Annotated in this window: 19 protein-coding genes; 10 read left to right on the forward strand and 9 right to left on the reverse strand. The window is 66.2% G+C overall.

From position 1 onward, the window contains the following. Nucleotides 1–20 precede the first annotated feature (20 nt). Nucleotides 21–1265, reverse strand: a complete 1245-nt coding sequence (locus F1D05_RS25430; protein WP_185443020.1) for a DUF4032 domain-containing protein — start codon at nt 1263–1265, stop codon at nt 21–23. Between the two features lie 216 nt (nt 1266–1481). On the opposite strand from F1D05_RS25430, the gene F1D05_RS25435 reads away from it, so the two are divergent. Next, nucleotides 1482–2489: a LacI family DNA-binding transcriptional regulator gene (locus tag F1D05_RS25435; protein WP_185443021.1), complete on the forward strand. Its 1008-nt coding sequence runs from the start codon at nt 1482–1484 to the stop codon at nt 2487–2489. A gap of 186 nt (nt 2490–2675) precedes the next feature. On the opposite strand, the gene F1D05_RS40830 is transcribed toward F1D05_RS25435, so the two are convergent. Beyond that, nucleotides 2676–2999, reverse strand: a complete 324-nt coding sequence (locus F1D05_RS40830) for a hypothetical protein (RefSeq protein WP_246485962.1) — start codon at nt 2997–2999, stop codon at nt 2676–2678. A 131-nt stretch (nt 3000–3130) separates the two neighbouring features. Between F1D05_RS40830 and F1D05_RS25440 the strand changes: the two genes are divergently transcribed. From F1D05_RS25440 to F1D05_RS25455, 4 genes are read left to right on the forward strand one after another with little or no spacing between them, the layout of a single operon-like run. Then, nucleotides 3131–4117, forward strand: coding sequence for an extracellular solute-binding protein (locus F1D05_RS25440; protein WP_246485963.1), 987 nt, complete (start codon nt 3131–3133; stop codon nt 4115–4117). Continuing rightward, nucleotides 4117–5040, forward strand: coding sequence for a carbohydrate ABC transporter permease (locus F1D05_RS25445; RefSeq protein ID WP_185443022.1), 924 nt, complete (start codon nt 4117–4119; stop codon nt 5038–5040). Before F1D05_RS25440 ends, F1D05_RS25445 begins: the two co-directional genes overlap by 1 nt. Nucleotides 5041–5047: 7 nt before the next feature. Next, nucleotides 5048–6019 carry a carbohydrate ABC transporter permease gene (locus F1D05_RS25450; protein WP_185443023.1) on the forward strand — a complete coding sequence of 324 codons (972 nt, stop codon included), beginning with the start codon at nt 5048–5050 and terminating at the stop codon, nt 6017–6019. A gap of 24 nt (nt 6020–6043) precedes the next feature. Then, a complete protein-coding gene (locus F1D05_RS25455) occupies nt 6044–7591 on the forward strand; it encodes a glycoside hydrolase family 13 protein (protein ID WP_185443024.1) in 1548 nt (515 codons plus the stop codon). 61 nt (nt 7592–7652) lie between these two features. Here F1D05_RS25455 and F1D05_RS25460 read toward each other — a convergent pair whose 3' ends face one another. The 6 genes from F1D05_RS25460 to F1D05_RS25485 form a co-directional block, all read right to left on the reverse strand. After that, a complete protein-coding gene (locus tag F1D05_RS25460; RefSeq protein WP_185443025.1) occupies nt 7653–8948 on the reverse strand; it encodes a type II toxin-antitoxin system HipA family toxin in 1296 nt (431 codons plus the stop codon). Beyond that, nucleotides 8938–9294, reverse strand: a complete 357-nt coding sequence (locus F1D05_RS25465) for a helix-turn-helix domain-containing protein (protein WP_185443026.1) — start codon at nt 9292–9294, stop codon at nt 8938–8940. Before F1D05_RS25465 ends, F1D05_RS25460 begins: the two co-directional genes overlap by 11 nt. Before the next feature lie 120 nt (nt 9295–9414). Beyond that, the gene (locus F1D05_RS25470) at nt 9415–11649 is read right to left on the reverse strand and encodes a heavy metal translocating P-type ATPase (protein ID WP_185443027.1); all 2235 of its coding nucleotides are present in this window, start codon (nt 11647–11649) and stop codon (nt 9415–9417) included. 21 nt (nt 11650–11670) lie between these two features. Next, nucleotides 11671–12657 (reverse strand): hypothetical protein, encoded by a 987-nt coding sequence (locus tag F1D05_RS25475; RefSeq protein WP_185443028.1) that lies wholly within the window; start codon nt 12655–12657, stop codon nt 11671–11673. Further along, the gene (locus F1D05_RS25480) at nt 12654–12872 is read right to left on the reverse strand and encodes a heavy-metal-associated domain-containing protein (protein ID WP_185443029.1); all 219 of its coding nucleotides are present in this window, start codon (nt 12870–12872) and stop codon (nt 12654–12656) included. Before F1D05_RS25480 ends, F1D05_RS25475 begins: the two co-directional genes overlap by 4 nt. Nucleotides 12873–12902: 30 nt before the next feature. Further along, nucleotides 12903–13214: a metal-sensitive transcriptional regulator gene (locus F1D05_RS25485; protein WP_185443030.1), complete on the reverse strand. Its 312-nt coding sequence runs from the start codon at nt 13212–13214 to the stop codon at nt 12903–12905. 216 nt (nt 13215–13430) lie between these two features. Between F1D05_RS25485 and F1D05_RS25490 the strand changes: the two genes are divergently transcribed. The 3 genes from F1D05_RS25490 to F1D05_RS25500 all read left to right on the forward strand — a co-directional run bounded on the left by F1D05_RS25490 (nt 13431) and on the right by F1D05_RS25500 (nt 15558). Next, entirely contained in the window at nt 13431–14363 is a 933-nt protein-coding gene (locus tag F1D05_RS25490) for an ATP-binding cassette domain-containing protein (protein WP_185443031.1), read from the forward strand. Next, complete coding sequence (locus F1D05_RS25495) at nt 14360–15349, forward strand: ABC transporter permease subunit (protein WP_185443032.1); 990 nt, start codon at nt 14360–14362, stop codon at nt 15347–15349. Before F1D05_RS25490 ends, F1D05_RS25495 begins: the two co-directional genes overlap by 4 nt. A gap of 62 nt (nt 15350–15411) precedes the next feature. Further along, the gene (locus F1D05_RS25500; RefSeq protein ID WP_206685824.1) at nt 15412–15558 is read left to right on the forward strand and encodes a hypothetical protein; all 147 of its coding nucleotides are present in this window, start codon (nt 15412–15414) and stop codon (nt 15556–15558) included. 85 nt (nt 15559–15643) lie between these two features. Here the strand turns inward: F1D05_RS25500 and F1D05_RS25505 are convergent, their stop codons facing one another. Further along, a complete protein-coding gene (locus tag F1D05_RS25505) occupies nt 15644–16723 on the reverse strand; it encodes an ABC transporter ATP-binding protein (RefSeq protein WP_185443033.1) in 1080 nt (359 codons plus the stop codon). Between the two features lie 232 nt (nt 16724–16955). Between F1D05_RS25505 and F1D05_RS25510 the strand changes: the two genes are divergently transcribed. Both F1D05_RS25510 and F1D05_RS25515 read left to right on the forward strand, forming a co-directional pair. Beyond that, nucleotides 16956–17978, forward strand: coding sequence for a LacI family DNA-binding transcriptional regulator (locus tag F1D05_RS25510; protein ID WP_185443034.1), 1023 nt, complete (start codon nt 16956–16958; stop codon nt 17976–17978). Nucleotides 17979–18082: 104 nt separating this feature from the next. Beyond that, the gene (locus tag F1D05_RS25515) at nt 18083–18679 is read left to right on the forward strand and encodes a hypothetical protein (protein WP_185443035.1); all 597 of its coding nucleotides are present in this window, start codon (nt 18083–18085) and stop codon (nt 18677–18679) included. The last annotated feature ends 20 nt before the right edge of the window (nt 18680–18699 follow it).

The raw sequence follows: 18699 nt of genomic DNA on the forward strand, positions 1-18699 counted from the left end.
TCAACCCTCGACTGAACTGATCAGTCGAGGTCGGGGTCGAGGGTGGTGCCGGGGGGTGGTGGGGGTGGGAGGGTGAGCTTCTCGTCGGGTTTGGCGGCCAGGACGTCGTCGACGTAGGAGCGGGCGGCTTCCATTGTGTCGATCTCGTGGCCGGCCTGTTCCGAGAGGAACCAGCGGTGTTCGAGGACCTCGTGGAAGACCTCGGCAGGCTCCAGTTTGCGGTTCAGGTTGCGCGGGACCGAGCGGACCACCGGCTCGAAGACCTCGGTCAGCCACTGGTGCGCGACGATCTCCTCGTCCTCGTTCTGCTGGTCGGTGGACGCGGCGTACGAGTCCAGGTCGTTCAGCAGCCGGCGCGCCTGGTTCTCCTCGACGTCGAGCCCGGTCAGCCGGAGCAAGCGGCGGCTGTGGTGGCCGGCGTCCACGACCTTCGGCTGGATCCGGACCTGGCTGCCGTCCCAGTCGGTGATGATGTCGATCTCCGCGACGTCGAAGCCGAGTTCGTTCAGCCGCCGGATCCGCGAGTCCAGCCGATGCATCTCGTCGGTGTGGAACTCCTCCGGCGCGGTCAGTTCCTTCCAGAGCGCCTCGTACCGCGCGGTGATCGAGTGGATCGTCTCCAGCGGGTCGATGTCGGCGTCGAGCAGACCGCCTTCCTCCAGGTCGGACAGCTCACCGAACAGGTTGATCTCGGCTGTGTAGAGGTCGTGCGCGCGCTGGCCGTCGGAGATCTCCTGGTGCAGTTCGCCGGTCTCGGCGTCCACCAGGTACGCCGCGAACGCACCCGCGTCGCGCCGGAACAATGTGTTCGACAGCGAGCAGTCACCCCAGAAGAATCCGAGCAGGTGCAGGCGAACGATCAGTGCGACCAGGGCGTCGATCAGCCGGTTGACCGTGTCCGGCCGCAGTGTGCTGGAGAACAGCGCGCGGTACGGCAGGGAGAACTGCAGGTGCTTGGTGACCAGGATGGAGTCGAGCGGCTCGCCGTTGCGGTCGAGGCGGTCGGTGATCACCCCGACGGGCTCGACCGAAGGTGAGTCGAGGCGTTCGAGGTCCCGCAACAGCCGGTACTCGTGCATCGCGAGGTGTTCCATCACCTCTTTGATCGCGTAGACCGTGCCGTTCACGCGGACGAAGCGGACGACGTGCCGCGAGATACCGCGCGGCAGGGCGACGAGTTGGTCCTCCGGCCAGTCCTCCAGCGGGATGTCCCAGGGAAGCGAGAGCAGACCGGTGTCGGGGCGAGTGGCGACGAAACGAGGCACCCACCCAGTGTGTCAGTTCCGGCCGCCGGAATGTTGAGCCTGCAGCGAACCGAGATCGGGAGTTGAAGCAAAGGGAAGGAAGGCGAGGGAAGGGAAGGCAGGGAAGGAAGGCGAGGAAGGAAGGCGAGGAAGGAAGGCGAGGAAGGAAGGCAGGAGGGAAGGCGGTGGACGCAAGCGAACGCAAGAATTTGCGACAAGTGGCGTAGTGTTTGCGTTATGACGCGACGACTTGCTGAGGTGGCGAAGAAGGTCGGGGTCAGCGAAGCGACCGTGAGCCGGGTGCTGAACGGGAAGCCCGGGGTCTCCGAGGCCACCCGGGAGGCGGTGCTGACCGCGCTCGACGTGCTGGGTTACGAACGCCCGACCCAGCTTCGCGGCGACCGCGCCCGCCTGGTCGGCCTGGTGCTGCCGGAGCTGCAGAACCCGATCTTCCCGGCGTTCGCCGAGGTGGTCGGTGGAGCGCTCGCACAGCAAGGTTTCACCTCCTTGCTCTGTACCCGGACCGTCGGCGGGGTGTCCGAAGCCGACTACGTGGATCTGCTCCTCCAGCAGCAGGTCTCGGGGGTCGTGTTCGCCGGTGGGTTCTACGCCCAGGCGGACGCACCGCACGCGCACTACAGGCTGATCCAGGAGCGCCGGCTGCCGACCGTCCTGGTCAACGCGGCCGTCGACCATCTCGGCTTCCCGCAGGTGTCGTCGGACGACGTGGTCGCGGCCGAGATGGCGATCGGCCACCTGCGCGCGCTCGGCCACCAGAAGATCGGCATGGTCCTCGGCCCGCGCGACCACATCCCCTCGCGGCGCAAGCTGGATGCCTTCATGGCCTCGCCGGAGGCGGACGCCGAGCTGGTCGAGCACACCATGTTCTCGCTCGAGGGCGGGCATGCGGCGGCGACCCGGCTGGTCAAGCAGGGCGTCACCGGCATCGTCTGCGCGAGCGACATCCTCGCGCTCGGTGCGATCCGCGCCGTCCGGCGGGCGGGACTGTCGGTTCCGGACGACGTCTCGGTGATCGGCTACGACGACTCCGCGATGATGAACTGCACCGATCCGCCCCTCACCACGGTCCGGCAGCCGATCGACGCGATGGGCCGGGCGGCAGTGGACATGCTGGTCGCCCTGATCGAACGCGCGGCGGTGCCGGCCGACGAGCTGCTCTTCGAGCCGGAGCTGGTGGTCCGGGCGTCGACGGCCCGGCTGAAGACCTCCGTCCATTCGGGCTGACGAACGGCAGGCTGACAACGACAGACAGCCGCGATCGACCGGAAATGCAATCTGTAGCTAGCTGATCACTGAGGGACAGGGTGGCGATCTCGCCGTCCTGTCCCTTTGCTATACCCGCAAGTTCCGCTGAGGAGTCACGTTTTTGCAACTTGAGGTTGAAGTATTGCGCTGATCCGGTCGAATTGCCTACGGTGTGGCCCACATCAGAGGGGCGGGACGGACGTCGCCCTCGCAGCAGAAGGGCAGATCGATGAGGACTACGAGCCAACGCAGGGCGCTGAGCTTGCTGCTCGTGGCAGGACTGGGCCTGGCGGCCGCGTCCTGTGGATCGGACGACAAGCCGGCGGCGCAGAGCTCAGGGGGAGCCGACGCCAAGGTGACCATCACCGTCGGCTGCGAGCCGCCGAAGAGCAACCCGAAGGAGCGCACCGGCTGGGAAGAGGACGTCGCCGCGTTCCAGCAGCTGCACCCGAACATCACCATCGACAGCAAGGACGCGTTCCCCTGCATCAACCCGGACACGTTCCAGGCGAAGCTGGCGGGCGGGACGCAGGAGGACGTCTTCTACGTCTACTACACCGACGTCCAGAAGATCATCAAGGCCAAGCAGGGCCGCCGACATCAGCCAGTACGTCGGCAGCGTGAAGGCGCTTGCCGATGTCCGGCCGGACGTCAAGGGCGTCTTCAACGACGGCGACAAGAGCTACGGCGTTCCGCGCAACAACTACAACATGGGCCTGGTCTACAACCGCAAGCTCTTCACCCAGGCCGGTCTCAACCCGGATTCCCCGCCCAAGACGTGGACCGAGGTGCAGGAGGCCGCGAAGAAGATCGCGGGACTCGGCGCGGGCCACACCGGTTTCGGTGAGTACAGCGCGGGCAACACGGGTGGCTGGCACTTCGCCGCGTCCCTGTACGCACGGGGCGGGTCGATGGTGAGCGAGGACGGCAAGAGCGCCGCGTTCAACAGCGCCGAGGGCAAGGCCGTGCTGGAGAATCTCAAGCAGATGCGCTGGAACGACAACAGCATGGGCACCAAGCAGCTGCTGCAGTGGGAAGACCTGATGCGGATGATGGGGTCGGGCAAGCTCGGCATGATGATCGGCGCACCCGACGTCGTGCAGTCGGTGAACAACGACTTCCAGGGCAAGTTCGACGACTACGGCGTCACCGCCGTACCGGAGTCCGAGGGCAAGTCGTCGCTGAGCGGTGGTGACGGCTACATGTTCAACCCGAAGGCCAGCCCGGAGAAGATCAAGGCCGGCCTGGCATGGCTGGAGTTCCACGAGCTGACGCCGGGCAAGGGCCAGTTCAACTACGAGCGGGCCAAGACGCAGGGCCGCCCGGTCGGCCTGCCGATCCCGGACCTGTACGGCGACACCGCGCCCGGTAAGGAGATCACCGCGCTGCGGAAGCAGTTCGCCACCGTGCCGGTCGAGCACTTCACGCCGTACGTGACCGCACAGGCGAGCATCACCAACAAGCTCGAGCCGCCGAAGGCGCAGGAGCTGTACGCCGTACTCGACGTGGCGATGTCCGCGGTGCTGACCCGCAAGGACGCCGATATCGACAAGCTCTTGTCGGACGCCTCGTCGAAGGCCGACAAGATCCTCGCCAAGAACAGCTGATGGCGGTACTGACCGCGAAGCCGCCGGTGCGCCGTTCCCTTCCTGAGGGAGCGGCGCGCCGCGCGGTCGGCAGGAACCTCACGGCGTACGGGTTCCTCTGCGGCGCCTTGATCTGCTTCGCCTTCTTCTCCTGGTATCCGATGATCCGCGAGATCATCCTGAGCTTCCAGAGCACCAACTTCGTCGACCCGGCCAAATGGGTCGGCTTCGACAACTTCCGGACCGTGTTCGCGGACTCCGCCTTCAGATCGGCCTGGCTGAACACGGCCGCGTTCAGCGGCCTCGCCCTGGTCGTCGGGTACGTCGTACCGTTCGTGCTGGCCGTGGTCCTGAACGAGCTCCGGCACGCGAAGGCGTACCTGCGCTTCGTGGTGTACCTGCCGGTGATGCTTCCGCCGGCGGTCGGCGTACTGCTGTTCAAGTGGTTCTACGATCCGGGCGCCGGCCTGTTCAACCAGATCCTGGACGGCTTCGGCCTCCCTCCGCTGAGCTGGCTGGACTCCACCAGTACGGCGCTGATCTCGCTCGTCATCGTGTCGACCTGGATGAACCTCGGCACCGGAACGCTGATCTACCTGGCCGCCCTGCAGAGCATCCCGGGTGAGCTGTACGAGTCGGCCGAGCTGGATGGCGCCGGGCTGTTCCGCCGCGTCTGGCACGTGACGGTCCCGCAGACCAAGCTGATCCTGCTGGTGATGATGCTGCTGCAGATCGTCGCCACCATGCAGGTGTTCATCGAGCCGTACCTGCTGACCGGCGGTGGACCGGAGAACGCGACCGTGACGGTGGCGTACCTGATGTACCAGTACGCCTTCAACTTCGGCGACTTCGGCGGCGGTGGCGCGCTCGGCCTGATGCTGATGGTGGTGCTGATGGTGTTCTCGGCGATCTACCTGCGGGTCTCGCGGGACAACCAGAGCTAGGAGCACGATGACCACCACTCTCAACCCGCCACCGTTGCTTGAGGCAACCACACCGGTGCCGACGCATCGCGGTACGAAAAAGAAGAAGGACAAGGGCCGTGGTTACGAGACCAGGAGTCTCGTCTCGCCGATGTCCTTGCAGACCTGGCACGGCAAGCTGGTCTACTGGACCGTTCTGGTCGTCGTCGTGATCGGCTTCACCATCGCGTTCGTGTTCCCGCTGTTCTGGATGGTGACCGGTGCGCTGAAGTCGCCGGAGGAGCTGGCGCAGATCCCGCCGAGCTTCTTCCCCAAGCACTTCGACTTCGGCGTCTATGCGGACGCCTGGGACCAGTTGCAGCTCGGCGTCTTCCTGAAGAACACCGCCCTGTACGCCGGGGGCGCGTGGCTGTTCACGCTCGCCGTCGACGTGACCGCGGCGTACGCGTTGTCCAAGCTGCGGCCGTTCTTCGGCAAGCTGATCCTCGGCCTGATGCTGGCCACGCTGATGATCCCGCCGATGGTGCTGCTCCTGCCGACCTACCTGGTGGCCAAGGACGTTCCGCTGTTCCACTTCAACCTGCTCAATACTCCCTGGGCGATCTGGTTGCCGGCGGCAGCGAACGGGTTCTTCATCTTCCTGCTGAAGCGGTTCTTCGACTCGATCCCGCGTGAACTGCTGGAGGCGGCCGAGATCGACGGCGCGTCGCCGATGCGGATCCTTTGGTCGATCGTCCTGCCGGTCTCCCGGCCGATCCTGGGAGTCGTCTCCATCTTGTCGGTGGTGACGGTCTGGAAGGACTTCGTCTGGCCGCTGCTGGTGCTGCCGGAGACCGACAAGATGTCGATCAGCGTCGGCATCGCGTCGCTGTCCGCGCAGATGCCGCAGAACGTGCTGATCGCGTCGCTGGTGATCGCCAGCATCCCGACGATCCTCGTCTTCTTCATCTTCCAGCGCAGCATCATGGCGGGCCTGACCGCCGGAAGCCTCAAAGGCTGATCCCCAAACCCTAAGGAGCAGCAAATGTCGGATACATGGTGGCGCGGAGCGGCGATCTACCAGGTCTATCTGCGCAGCTTTGCCGACGGCAACGGTGACGGGATCGGCGATCTCGCCGGCCTGCGGGCCAAGCTGCCGTACCTCGCGGAGCTGGGCGTCGACGCGATCTGGCTGAACCCGTGGTACCCGTCGCCGATGGCCGACGGCGGGTACGACGTGGCCGACTACCGGGCGATCGAGCCGAGCTTCGGCACCCTCGCCGAGGCGGAGGCCTACATCGCCGAGGCGCACGCGCTGGGGATCCGGACCATCATCGACATCGTCCCGAACCACGGATCGGACCAGCAGGACTGGTTCGTCGCCGCGCTGGCGGCGGGTCCGGGATCGGTCGAGCGGGAGCGGTTCATCTTCCGGCCGGGCCGCGACGGAGGTCTGCCACCGAACGACTGGCAGTCCATTTTCAACGGGCCGGCTTGGACGCAGGTGGCCGATGGGGAGTGGTACCTGCACCTGTTCGCCCCCGAGCAGCCGGACTTCAACTGGCGCAACCCGGAGGTGGTCGAGGAGTTCCACGACATCCTGCGGTTCTGGCTGGACCGCGGCGTCGACGGGATCCGGATCGACAGCGCGGCGGTGCTGTTCAAGGACCTGGACAGCGTCGAGGAGTCGTACACCGACCATGACGAAGTACACGAGGTGTACCGCGGCTGGCGGCAGATCACCGACAGCTATGAAGGCCGGTTCCTCGTCGGCGAGATGTGGATGCCGGACCAGGAGCGGTTCGCGCTCTACCTCCGCCAGGACGAGATGCAGACCGCCTTCAACTTCGACTTCCTGTCCCGGCCGTGGGACGCCGACGAGCTGCGTGCCTCGATCGACCTCACGCTGACCACCCACGTGCCGATCGGCGCCCCACCCACCTGGGTGCTGTCGAACCACGACGTGACGCGACCGGTCACGAAGTACGGGCGTCCGGACACGTCGTTCTCACACCAGAACCGCAAGCACGGGATGGAGACCGACCCGGTGCTCGGCGAGCGCCGGGCCCGCGCTGCCGCGCTGCTCGCGATGGCGTTGCCCGGTGGGCTGTATGTCTACCAGGGTGAGGAGCTAGGCCTGCCCGAGGTCGAGAACCTGCCGGACGAGCTGCTCCAGGATCCGCTCTGGGCCCGCTCCGGCGGATCCGACCGGGGTCGCGACGGCTGCCGCGTCCCGGTCCCGTGGTCCGGCAAGGAGCCCCCGTTCGGCTTCGGGGCCGGTACGCCGTGGTTGCCGCAACCCGCCGACTGGAAGAACCTCACCGTCGAGTCCCAGCACGACGACCAGAACTCGATGCTGGCCCTCTACCGCAACGGCCTGCGCATCCGGCGTACGGATCTCGGCGACGGAACGCTGACCTGGCTCGACTCAGCGCCGGACATCCTGCTCTTCGCCCGCGACTCCGGCCTGAAGTGCATCGTCAACCTCAGCCCCGCCTCGGTCGACCTGCCGCCCCACATCGACCTACTCCTCACCAGCAACCCCCTGGAGGACGGCAAACTCCCCACCGACACAACCGCCTGGCTCCGCTGAGCAGTCCTTACGTCCGAGGAAGCGGAGGGGCGCCGCCCTTCACCTCCTCGGATGTAGGAGATTACGGACTGGCCACGCGACCCCAGGCGTCGCGTCTACCCTCCGCGTGGGCGGTGATCAATTCGGCTATACGCCGTGCGCCCGCTATGAGTGCATCTGGTACGGCTGGCTCAGTTGCTGCCTGATGAATTGCTGCCGGTACGGCGAGTTGGATTGTCCTGGCGCGGTGGATCGATTCGTCACGAGTCATGCCCAGACGCCTTCCCACGGCTGTCCAGTCGCTCTCTGAGACTTTCGCCATCTCCCAGTTGTCGCCGATTTTCATCGCAGATCTGAGGCCTGGCTCGAGGTTGTAGGGAAGAATCGACGCAACATCGTAGAGCGGCGCGAGTCGGATGTCGTTGAAACTTAAGAGTACTGAGTAGTTCTTCGCGTGGGCGTCGGTGGCGCCGATTGTGACGTTGTACACCAGGTAATCGAACAACCTGTGCTGGTTGTTTCGCCGCCCGACGCTGAGGCCGTTGCTGGCGAGGAGATCAGCTAGTTGCGGGACGCCCGGTCCGCCTTCCGACTGATACTTCAGCGCCGGATGGACCGATAGAGCTTGGCACATGTCCTCTTGATGTAAGCGCTGCCAGCGGCCTGCCGTTCGCAGACGGTCGTAGCGGTGGGATATGAGGACTTCGAAGCGGTCGCTGGCCAGTAGTTCGCCTTTGGCTGCCTCCAGTCCAGCCAGTTGGGCAGCACGAAGGCACAGATATTCGTTCAGGTGGTGTCCGCCGTAGTTCGGCATCGACGGCTTGAGTATGTGGGTGGTAGGCGTTGAATCGCGCGGGATTCCCCATCGTCCGTCTTCCGAGCGGAATAGGGCGATCTTGCTTTGCGCGCCTGCAAGGCTCCAACGGCCGACATCTCGACCTGGGTCCCAGGTGTCAGGGGATTGGGCCAGATCGGCCAGCGTCGAGTCCAGGTCGTCTGTCGACAGCCACTCGATGTTGTTCTGGTGGGTAGCGGCATCTGTTGATGCCACGTCCGCCTGAAGAATCTGGACCGCGCCGGCCGCGTCCCTGCCGATGTTCCGTAGCAATGCGTAAGGATTGTTCGGGGAAACGCCATACTTACTTGCCAAGCGTTCCAGGGCTGGCTCACTGTCAGGTAGCAGACCTGCGATGAAAGCTCTGACCGCCTTAGGCGGAAAGGTCGTCCTAGCCTTGGGCATCGACAAGGAGAGCGGCACAGTCTCGCGTCGTGTTCGATACTCCTCGTCGTAGGTGAACGAGATACGGCCCTGCGAGTTCTGTGCCAGTTCGCCGGCTCGGGCGCCATTGAGATAGACGATCAGTCGGTCATCGTCCATCTGATGGCTGCTCGTCTCCCGCTGCAGGATGAACGGTCGAGGCGTCCCTTGGTCTGACGGCCAGGTCAGCGAAGACTTCGTTCCAGGCTGAGTCGGTCGGCTCGTCGAGCGAGTCTTCCACGGTTGTCAGTGCTACGCCTGCGGCTGCCATGGCGTCGAGTACCAGTTGGGTCTCAAGTCGGGGATGCCCCTTCTCAAGTCGCATGATCCAGTTTCTGGAGACGCCGACCTTGGCGGCCAGATCGGCTTGGGTCATGTTTTGCTCGGTGCGTGCCTGCCGCACGGCAGCACCGAGGTCTCGCACGGTATGTACCGGCACACCTCTGCCCTTGATTGCTGACGCCATACAGTCAGTGTCATCGAACGATGGCATTTAGACAAGCCACCGAACGGTGACATTTCCATATGTCATCGAACTGGTGCATATCGATATGCCATCGAACGATGACAAGAACTTCAGTAGCAATCAGTTGTTGAGAGGTTGGAAGCGACGCAGGCGCAGGCTGTTGGTTACCACGAAGACCGAACTGAAGGCCATTGCTGCGCCGGCGAGCATCGGGTTCAGGAGGCCGGCTGCCGCTAGCGGGATGGCGGCGACGTTGTAGGCGAAGGCCCAGAACAGGTTGCCCTTGATAGTCCGCAACGTACTGCGGGACAGGCGGATCGCGTCGGCAGCCGAGCGCAGGTCGCCCCGCACGAGGGTCAGGTCGCTGGCCTCGATCGCCACGTCGGTCCCGGTCCCCATGCTCAGACCGAGATCCGCCTGAGCCAGCGCCGCCGCGTCGTTCACTCCGTCGCCGACCATCGCGACCACTCGGCCTTCGCTCTGCAGCTTCTTGACCACGTCGACCTTGTCGGCCGGCAGCACCTCGGCGATGACCTCATCGATCCCCACCTCGGCCGCGACCTTCTGCGCCACCGCCTCGTTGTCCCCGGTCAGCAGAACCGGCCGAAGTCCCAACGCCCGTAGCTGTCTGATCGCCTCGGCCGAGCTGGGCTTCACGGTGTCGGCGACCACCAGTACAGCGCGTGCCTTTCCGTCCCACCCGACTGCCACCGCAGTACTGCCTTCAGCCTCGGCATGCTCCTTCGCATGGGCGAGCTCCTCCGGCAGGTGCTGGCTCCACTCCTCCAGCAGCCGCGTCCGCCCGACGAGTACTGCGTGTCCGTCGACGATCCCTTGCACACCAAGGCCTTCGACGTTCCCGAAGTCTTCGACGTCGGGCAGCTTGCCGAGCTCATCGGACGCTCCCCGAGCTACCGCCTGCGCGATCGGGTGCTCACTGGAGTTCTCCAGCGCGCCGGCCAATCGCAGTACGGCGGCTCGTTCTTCGCCGGGAGCCAGCAGCACGTCGACTAACGCCATCCGCCCGGTCGTGACTGTGCCGGTCTTGTCCAGTACGACGGTGTCGACACGGCGCGTGGACTCCAGCACCTCCGGGCCCTTGATCAGGATGCCCAGTTGCGCGCCTCGCCCTGTGCCGACCATCAACGCCGTCGGCGTGGCCAGGCCAAGGGCACAAGGGCAGGCGATGATCAGTACTGCGACGGCAGCGGTGAACGCCACCTCCGTCGGCGAGCCGTTGCCGAGCCAAAATGCCAAGGTGGCAAGGGCAAGGCCGATCACGATCGGCACGAACACCCCGGAGATCCGGTCGGCCAACCGCTGAACGGCGGCCTTGCCGTTCTGCGCATCCTCCACCAGTCGCGCCATCTGCGCGAGCTGGGTGTCGGACCCGACGCGGGTCGCCCGGACGATCAGCCGGCCGCCCGCGTTCACGGTGGCGCCGACGACGGAATCGCCTTCGCCGACCTCTACCGGGACAGACTCGCCGGTGAGCATCGATGCGTCCACCGCGCTGCTGCCGGTGACGATCACGCCGTCGGTGGCGATCTTCTCACCCGGCCGGACGACGAACTCGTTGCCGACGGCAAGCTGGTCAGCGGGGATCCGCACCTCGTCGCCGTTCCGCAGTACGGCGACGTCCTTCGCGCCCAGCTCCAGCAGGGCCTTCAGGGCGGCTCCCGACCGGCGCTTGGCACGCGCCTCGAAGTACCGGCCGGCCAGGATGAACGTCGTCACGCCGGCCGCGACCTCGAGGTAGATCTCCTCGGTGCCACCGCCACGGGACGGGATCAGCGTGAACGGCATCGTCATCCCGCGCTCGCCGGCCTCGCCGAGGAACAGCGCGTAGAGCGACCAGAGGTAGGCGCTGAAGACGCCGAGCGAGATGAGCGTGTCCATCGTCGCGGCGCCGTGCTTCAGGTTCGTCCAGGTCGCCTTGTGGAACGGCCAGGCGGCCCATGCGACCACCGGAGTTGCCAGGGTCAGCGAAGCCCATTGCCAGTAGTCGAACTGCAGCGCCGGAATCATGCCCAGGGCAATCACCGGTACTGCGAGGGCGATGCTCGCGTAGAGCCGCTCCCGCAAGGGCCTGAGCTCATCGGGGGCTTCGGCGGGCTCGGCCGATGGTGGGGCCGGCAGGGCCGCGGTGTAGCCGGTCGCCTTGACGGTCGCCACCAGGTCATCGGTGCTGACGCCCTCGGCGAAGGTGACCTTCGCCTTCTCGGTCGCGTAGTTGACGGTCGCGGTGACGCCGTCCATCCGGTTCAGCTTCTTCTCGACCCGGGCGGCGCAGGAGGCGCATGTCATGCCACCGATGACGAGTTCGACGGAGTTCTCTGTTGCTGGGTTGGACATTCTGGTCCTCCTCTCCTTGGCTCAGTGACCGTGCGGGGTTTCTTCGTGGCCGGGCGTCTCGCTGCTGCTGGGGACCGCGCTGGGCACGATCGCCTGCCCGGTCACGTCCACCCGGAACTCCGCGGTATGCACCTTGCCCGCGTGCTGGAAGTCCAGGAACAGGCTGTAGGTGCTCGCGGTCGGGAACGTCGTGCCGAACTTGATCTGCGGACCGCCCTCGCTCCCCGGCTCCGCCAGCTGTGCTGGGTGGTTGTGGAGATAGGCGAGGTCGCCGCTGCGCAGCGACACCAGGTGCCCGAAGGCGCCGAGGTACGGCTGGAGGTCGGTGACCGGCTTGCCGCCCCTGGTGATGCTGAAGGTCAGCTCGGACTCCTTACCGGCCGAGGGCGTACCGGCCAGCGTCACGTCGTACCCGTCGACGCTGGTCACGCTCGATGCCTCAGGCAACGGAACCGGGATGTAGAGCCCGGAGACGTTGACGTCGGTGCCGAGCGTCAGCGTCTTGTCGTGACCGGCCGGCTGGAAGTCGGTGAAGACCCGCCAGGTGCCGCCCGCGGTGAAGTCGAACGGGATGCTCCACGCGCCGCTCGCGTCCCGGGTCGGGTGCACGTGCCGGAACCCGGACAGATCCCGCCGGACGACGATCAGGTGCAGGTCCTTCTCATGCGTCTTCGTGTACTGCGTGACGGGCTTGCCGTCCGGACCGAGGATGCTGAACTTCAGCGTGCTCTGCTTGCCGGGCTGGAAGAAGGCCGTCGCCGGAGCCAGCGTGTAGCCGTCCTGGGAGACCGCGAGCCCGGGCGGCTGTGCACCCGGGCCGTCCACCTGGTGCCCCGGCATCTCGGTCTCGCCGGAGTCGCCCGTGCCGCCCATCGGCTGGTCGGCTGTCTTCGCCGGGTCGGCTGCCGCGATCGGGTCGACCGCGGAGCCGAGTGCGAATGCGCCGGCGAAGGCCAGCGCCAGCGCACCGGCGTACGCGCCGAGCCGGAGCGCGACAGCCCGGGTCATGACGCGACCAATTCGTACCCCGCCTCGTCGACGGCTTCGCGCACGGCCGCGTCGTCGAGGGTGCCTTCGCTGGTGACGTGCACGGCGGAGGTGCCGCCGGCGTTGAGGTCGATGCTGACCTGCTGGACGCCGGCGAGCTTGCTGAGCTCCTCCGTCACGGCCGAGGTGCAGTGCCCGCAGGTCATGCCGCTGACGGAATAGGTCGTGGTGGTCATAGCAGTGCTCCTAGCTCGATGAGTTCTGATTCAGCTACGGACGAGGCGGGCGATGGCGTCGGAGGCTTCGCGGACCTTCTCCTCGGCCTCGGCGCCGCCCTTCTGGGCCGCCTGGACCACGCAGTGCGAGAGGTGCTCGTCCAGCAGTTCCAGCGAGAACGACTGGAGTGCCTTCGTCGCCGCCGAGACCTGGGTGAGGATGTCGATGCAGTACTTGTCCTCCTCGACCATCCGCTGCAGCCCTCGAACCTGGCCCTCGATCCGCCGCAGCCGCTTCAGATGGCTCGACTTCTCCGAGGTGTATCCGTGCACGTGCTCGGCGGGCTGTTCTTCGGTGGTCATGGCGGTTCCTCTTCTCCCAGCTACCCCATGGGGGTATGTCGACACCTAAAAACTACCCCCTCGGGGTATCTAACGCAAGTCCCTGCGGATACCGGGAGGGGGTAAGGGTCGATTCTTGTACTTCGGGTGCTGGGCTGTTCGGTTACCCCTGGTGAACCAACCATTCTGAGAGGGTGAGCGTCTCCTTACCCAGGGAGTACCGATGAGAGGGGCGGCATGCCGGAGCTGGCGGTCAGTACAAGGGGGTTGCGGAAGACGTACCGCACCCGGCGGGGCCGGAAGGTGGTCGCCGTCCAGGGGCTCGACCTCGACGTACCGATCGGGGGCGTGCACGGCTTCCTCGGTCCGAACGGTTCCGGCAAGACGACCTCGATCCGGATGCTGCTCGGCCTGATCCGGGCGGACGCGGGCACCATGACGGTCTTCGACCAGGTGGTGCCGCAGCACCTGCCGGACGTGGTCGGCCGGGTCGGCGCGATCGTCGAGTCGCCGAAGTTCTTCCCGGCCTTCACCGGCCGCAAGAACCTGGAGATGCTCGCCGACGCGATCGGCGCGCCTCGCCGGCGGGTCGGCGAAGTACTCGACGAGACCTCGCTGGGGGAGCGCGGCAAGGACCGGTTCAAGAGCTACTCGCTCGGCATGAAGCAGCGGCTCGCGATCGCGGCGACGCTGCTCAAGGAGCCGGACCTGCTGATCTTCGACGAGCCCACCAACGGCCTCGACCCGGCCGGGATCCGGGAGATCCGCGAGACGATGCGCGGTCTCGGTGACCAAGGCCGGACCGTCCTGGTCAGCAGCCACATCCTCGCCGAGGTCGAGCAGGTCGCGGACACCGTCTCGATCATCGGCCATGGCCGGTTGCTCGCCTCCGGGACCGTCGCCGAAGTGATCGGCAGCAGTGCGGCCAGCACGGTGAAGGTTGCCGTTGACAGCCACGAGTCGGCTACCCGGATCCTGACCGCGGCCGGCCTGACAGTGCGGGTCGACGGCAATTATCTGCTGGTCGACGGCGCGGAGAATTCGGCGGATGTGACCAGAAGGCTTGCCCAGCAGGAGCTTTACGTGTCCGAACTGATCCCGGTCCGGGCCGACCTGGAATCGGTGTTCCTCGAGCTCACCGCCGACGAAGGCCTGGGAGGCACCCGATGATCCGGCTCACCCGAGTCGAACTCCGCCGGCTGGTCTCCCGCCGGCTGACCGTGATCGGTGTCGCCGCGCTGCTGCTGATCACCGGCGTACTGCTGTTCGCCACCTGGAACAACTCGAAACCCTTGTCGGCGGCGGAACAACGCAACGCGCAGGTCAACTTCGAGCAGGCGCAGAAGGACTGGCAGCTGAACGGCGAGCAGTACAAGAAGGACTGCGAGCAGGGCTGGCAGTCGCAGCCCGATCCGAAGCCGAAGCTCGAGGAGTACTGCCGGCTCACCCCTCCGTCGCTCGACCAGTTCGGCAAGCCGCAGGTGAAGTTCACCGAGGTGATGCCGGACCTGTTGCTCGGCTCGTCGTACCTACTGGCGTTCGCGGCCTTCGTGATCGGGGCGAGCTTCGTCGGTGCCGAGTTCAGCAGCGGCTCGATCAGCAACTGGCTCACCTTCGAACCCCGCCGGCTCCGGGTGTACGGCAGCAAGTTGGTCGCCGCCGCGACCGGCATGCTCCCGGTCGCGGCGGTGGCGCTCGCGATCCTGCTGGCCGGTACCTATCTGATCGTCAACGCGATGGGCTCCACCGCCGGTACGACGGGCAAGGTCTGGGGTGACCTCGCAGGTACGGCCGGACGCGCCGTCGTGATGGCCGCTGCCGCAGGCGCGCTCGGCGGCATCTTCGCGTTGCTGCTTCGGCACACCGCGGCCGCCGTCGGAGTCGCGATGGGCTATCTCGTGCTGGTCGAAGGGGTGTTCGGCAGCTTCCTCGCCAAGGCCCAGCCGTGGCTGGTGAAGCTGAACTTCGACGCCTGGATCAGGCACGACACCACGTACTACGTCGACAACTGCAGGTCCGTCCCCGACGGTGGCTACAGCTGCGAGAGCATCGAGAAGACCCTCACCTTCGAGCACGGTGCCTGGTACCTCGGAATCGCGGTCGTGGTGCTGATCGCCCTCGGCGCCGGCGTCTTCCACCGACGGGACATCACCTGACCCGGCTTGTATCCGAAGTCGCGGCCGGGATCGGCGAAAGTACTGGCGTTCTGGTCGACGGAGTGACCGGACGGTACTTCGAGGACTGCAACGAAGCCGGACCGCATCGGGCTGGTGTTCGCCGGGGAGTGGCCGATTATGCCGTCGATCCGGCGAGCGCGGAGCGCCATTGGCGGGTCTCGCTGGAGCTGCTGGCGACGGCTTCGTAGTACGGGGCGTACGTAGTACGAGGTGAACGAACGCCGGCCCCGGGTGGAAGAACCACCCGGGGCCGGCGTCGCGTAGTACGGGAAATCAGGCGACGAGCCGCTCTTCGGTCGAGGTCGAGAACAGGTGCAGCTTGTCCGTCTGCGCCTCGAGGTGGATCAGCGAGCCCTTCTCGACGTTCATCCGGGCGCCGATCTTGGCAACGATCTGCTGGTGGTTGCCGTCGTGCTCGGCGGTGCCGTAGAGGAACGCGTCAGCGCCGAGCTCCTCGATCACGGCGACCTTCACCGGCAGGCCGACGTCGGAGACCTTGAAGGCCTCCGGACGGACGCCGATCGACACGGTCTTGTCGCTGCCGGCCTTGGCCAGGATGTCGCGCGACACCGGGATCGTGTAGTCGCCGACCTTGACGCCGCCTTCGACCAGGTCGCCGGTCAGCAGGTTCATCGCGGGCGAGCCGATGAAGCCGGCCACGAACAGGTTCTTCGGGTTGTCGTACAGGTTCAGCGGGGTGTCGACCTGCTGGAGCAGGCCGTCCTTCAGCACCGCGACCCGGTCGCCCATCGTCATGGCCTCGACCTGGTCGTGGGTGACGTAGACGGTGGTGACGCCGAGGCGCTGCTGCAGCTCGGCGATCTGGGTGCGGGTCTGGACCCGGAGCTTGGCGTCGAGGTTCGACAGCGGCTCGTCCATCAGGAAGACCTGCGGGTTACGCACGATGGCGCGACCCATCGCGACCCGCTGACGCTGTCCACCGGACAGGGCCTTCGGCTTGCGGTCCAGGTACTCCTCGAGGCCGAGCAGCTTGGCCGCCTCCTGGACCCGCTTGGCGCGGTCCTCCTTGGAGACACCCTGCATCTTCAGCGCGAAGCCCATGTTGTCGGCGACCGACATGTGCGGGTAGAGCGCGTAGTTCTGGAACACCATGGCGATGTCCCGGTCTTTCGGCGGCTTGTGCGTGACGTCACGCTCACCGATGTAGATCGAACCCTCGTTGACCTCTTCGAGGCCCGCGAGCATCCGCAGCGAGGTGGACTTGCCGCACCCGGACGGGCCGACGAGAACCATGAACTCGCCGTCCTCGATCTCGAGGTTGATCTTGTCTACGGCGGGCTTGTCGGAACCGGGGTAGACCCGGGTAGCCGCCTTGAAAGAGACAGTAGCCATGACGCTTCCTTCCTTCACCGGCAGGAACGTGCCGGACGATCCGAGTAAAGGCCCCCAGTCGGGGGTTCGCCCATCCTCGCCCGGCCGGCAGCTCATGACAAGGTTTGCGGCGTGTGAGATGTCCGTACTGTTCACGGACTGGACAACTTCGAGCAGGTTGACGGCCGAACGAGCCTGCAAGTTCTTGCATGATCTTGCTGCAAATTCAGGACTCGCTGGGTAAGGTGCCGCCGTGAGTAGTAGAGCGCGGCTGGCGGACATCGCGGCCAAGGCGGGGGTCAGCGAGGCGACGGTCTCCAGGGTGCTGAACGGCAAACCCGGGGTCGCCGAGGACACCAAGCAGTCGGTTCTGACGGCGTTGGACGTGCTCGGCTTCGAGCGCCCGACCAGGCTCCGGCGCCGATCGGCCGGCCTGATCGGCCTGGTGATGCCCGAGCTGATCAACCCGATCTTTCCTGCCTTCGCGCAGGTGATCGAGTCCGCCTTGTCGCAGCGTGGTTTCACGCCGGTGCTCTGTACTCAGTCGCCGTCCGGTGCGACCGAGGAGGAGTACGTCGAGATGCTGCTCGAGCGCGGCGTCTCCGGGATCATCTTCGTCTCCGGTCTGCACGCCGATACCGGAGCTGACCATGCGCGGTACCAGTCGCTGGTGGATCGGCGGCTGCCGGTGGTCTTCGTGAACGGCTGGCTGCCTGGTGTCGAGGCGCCCTTCATCTCATCGGACGAGTACGCCGCGATGGAGCTGGCCGTCACGCACCTGATCTCGCTCGGCCATCGGCGGATCGGTTTCGCGTCCGGACCGGAGCGCTTCATCGTCGTCCAGCGGAAACTGGCCGGCTACCGAACCGCGATGAAGGCCCAGCTCGGCCTCTCGGACGACGAGGTCTCGGAGCTGGTGGAGCTGAGCATGTTCGGCGTCGAGGGCGGCGCGGCCGCGGCCCAACGATTGCTGGACGTCGGCGTCAGCGCGGTCGTCTGCGGCTCCGACATGATGGCCCTCGGCGTCATCCGCGCCGCCCGCAAACGCGGCCTCTCGGTCCCCGGCGACATCTCGATCGTCGGCTACGACGACGCCCCGATGATGGAATTCACGGACCCCCCGATGACCACGGTCCGCCAGCCCGTCCAGGCCATGGGCCTGGCGGCCGTCCAGTCCCTCCTGGAAGAAGTCCGCGGCCACGCAACCCCCCACACAGAATTCCTCTTCCGCCCCGAACTGGTAGTCCGCAACACCACCGGCCCCCACGCCAGATAATCCCCACGCAGATCCTCCGTCGTCGCTCATCAAAAGCGTTGGTGCGGCGCTCGGCTTCGAGGGTTCGGTCGGGGCCGAAGCGTTCGCGAACTAGCGTTCGGGACATGTTGAGCGATCCGGGGTATCTCGTACCGTCCGCGGCACCGGCTGCTGGAGGGGTGGCCTGGTTGCGGGGGGCGGTGGCTCGGTTCAGCAATGGGGCTGACCATGAGCGGCGGCGCGCACTGGTGGTGAGTGAGCTGGCAGCGGTCGAGCCGGAGAGCCTTCGGGAGTTGGCTGTTCGGCGCGGTACCGGAGTTGTCGAGGTGCTGGCGGAGGCGCTTGGGCTGCCGCCGTCGGTTGCCGGCGATGTCGCGGTGATCGCGAAGTCCTACCAGCCACACACCGTGATCACTCCGGCTGCGGATCAAGCCGTTGAGCGTCTTGTTCAGCTGATCGGGCCTGCTGATGAGCTGACGGCGAACCGGATCTCGTTGCTCGTCCAGGCGTGCGACGCGACTGAGGCCCTGGTGGCGAACACCCTGGCCGGCTATACCGGTCCTCCGGTGCCGAAGACTCGACGGGTTGCGCCAGATGGAGCGATCGTCGAGATCGATCTGACCGGACAACCGTTCGGTGCCGGGCCGCATGCCTGCCCGGGGAGGCTGCACGCGCTCGCCCTGGCCGACGGTCTGGTCCAAGCAAAGCGCGCTACTGACTAGCGATAGTTGCCGGACGCTCT

The sequence above is a fragment of the Kribbella qitaiheensis genome (genome assembly GCF_014217565.1).
Classification (GTDB): domain Bacteria; phylum Actinomycetota; class Actinomycetes; order Propionibacteriales; family Kribbellaceae; genus Kribbella; species Kribbella qitaiheensis_A.

What these genes read in the sequence shown, in the direction of transcription:
- F1D05_RS25485 (WP_185443030.1), bottom strand. Translation starts at nt 13,214, where the DNA reads ATGACCACCGAAGAACAGCCCGCCGAGCACGTGCACGGATACACCTCG.
- F1D05_RS25455 (WP_185443024.1), top strand. Translation starts at nt 6,044, where the DNA reads ATGTCGGATACATGGTGGCGCGGAGCGGCGATCTACCAGGTCTATCTG.
- F1D05_RS25480 (WP_185443029.1), bottom strand. Translation starts at nt 12,872, where the DNA reads ATGACCACCACGACCTATTCCGTCAGCGGCATGACCTGCGGGCACTGC.
- F1D05_RS25470 (WP_185443027.1), bottom strand. Translation starts at nt 11,649, where the DNA reads ATGTCCAACCCAGCAACAGAGAACTCCGTCGAACTCGTCATCGGTGGC.
- F1D05_RS40830 (WP_246485962.1), bottom strand. Translation starts at nt 2,999, where the DNA reads ATGCAGGGGAACGCGTCCTTGCTGTCGATGGTGATGTTCGGGTGCAGC.
- F1D05_RS25460 (WP_185443025.1), bottom strand. Translation starts at nt 8,948, where the DNA reads ATGGACGATGACCGACTGATCGTCTATCTCAATGGCGCCCGAGCCGGC.
- F1D05_RS25450 (WP_185443023.1), top strand. Translation starts at nt 5,048, where the DNA reads ATGACCACCACTCTCAACCCGCCACCGTTGCTTGAGGCAACCACACCG.
- F1D05_RS25505 (WP_185443033.1), bottom strand. Translation starts at nt 16,723, where the DNA reads ATGGCTACTGTCTCTTTCAAGGCGGCTACCCGGGTCTACCCCGGTTCC.
- F1D05_RS25515 (WP_185443035.1), top strand. Translation starts at nt 18,083, where the DNA reads ATGTTGAGCGATCCGGGGTATCTCGTACCGTCCGCGGCACCGGCTGCT.
- F1D05_RS25490 (WP_185443031.1), top strand. Translation starts at nt 13,431, where the DNA reads ATGCCGGAGCTGGCGGTCAGTACAAGGGGGTTGCGGAAGACGTACCGC.
- F1D05_RS25465 (WP_185443026.1), bottom strand. Translation starts at nt 9,294, where the DNA reads ATGGCGTCAGCAATCAAGGGCAGAGGTGTGCCGGTACATACCGTGCGA.
- F1D05_RS25495 (WP_185443032.1), top strand. Translation starts at nt 14,360, where the DNA reads ATGATCCGGCTCACCCGAGTCGAACTCCGCCGGCTGGTCTCCCGCCGG.
- F1D05_RS25475 (WP_185443028.1), bottom strand. Translation starts at nt 12,657, where the DNA reads ATGACCCGGGCTGTCGCGCTCCGGCTCGGCGCGTACGCCGGTGCGCTG.
- F1D05_RS25435 (WP_185443021.1), top strand. Translation starts at nt 1,482, where the DNA reads ATGACGCGACGACTTGCTGAGGTGGCGAAGAAGGTCGGGGTCAGCGAA.
- F1D05_RS25445 (WP_185443022.1), top strand. Translation starts at nt 4,117, where the DNA reads ATGGCGGTACTGACCGCGAAGCCGCCGGTGCGCCGTTCCCTTCCTGAG.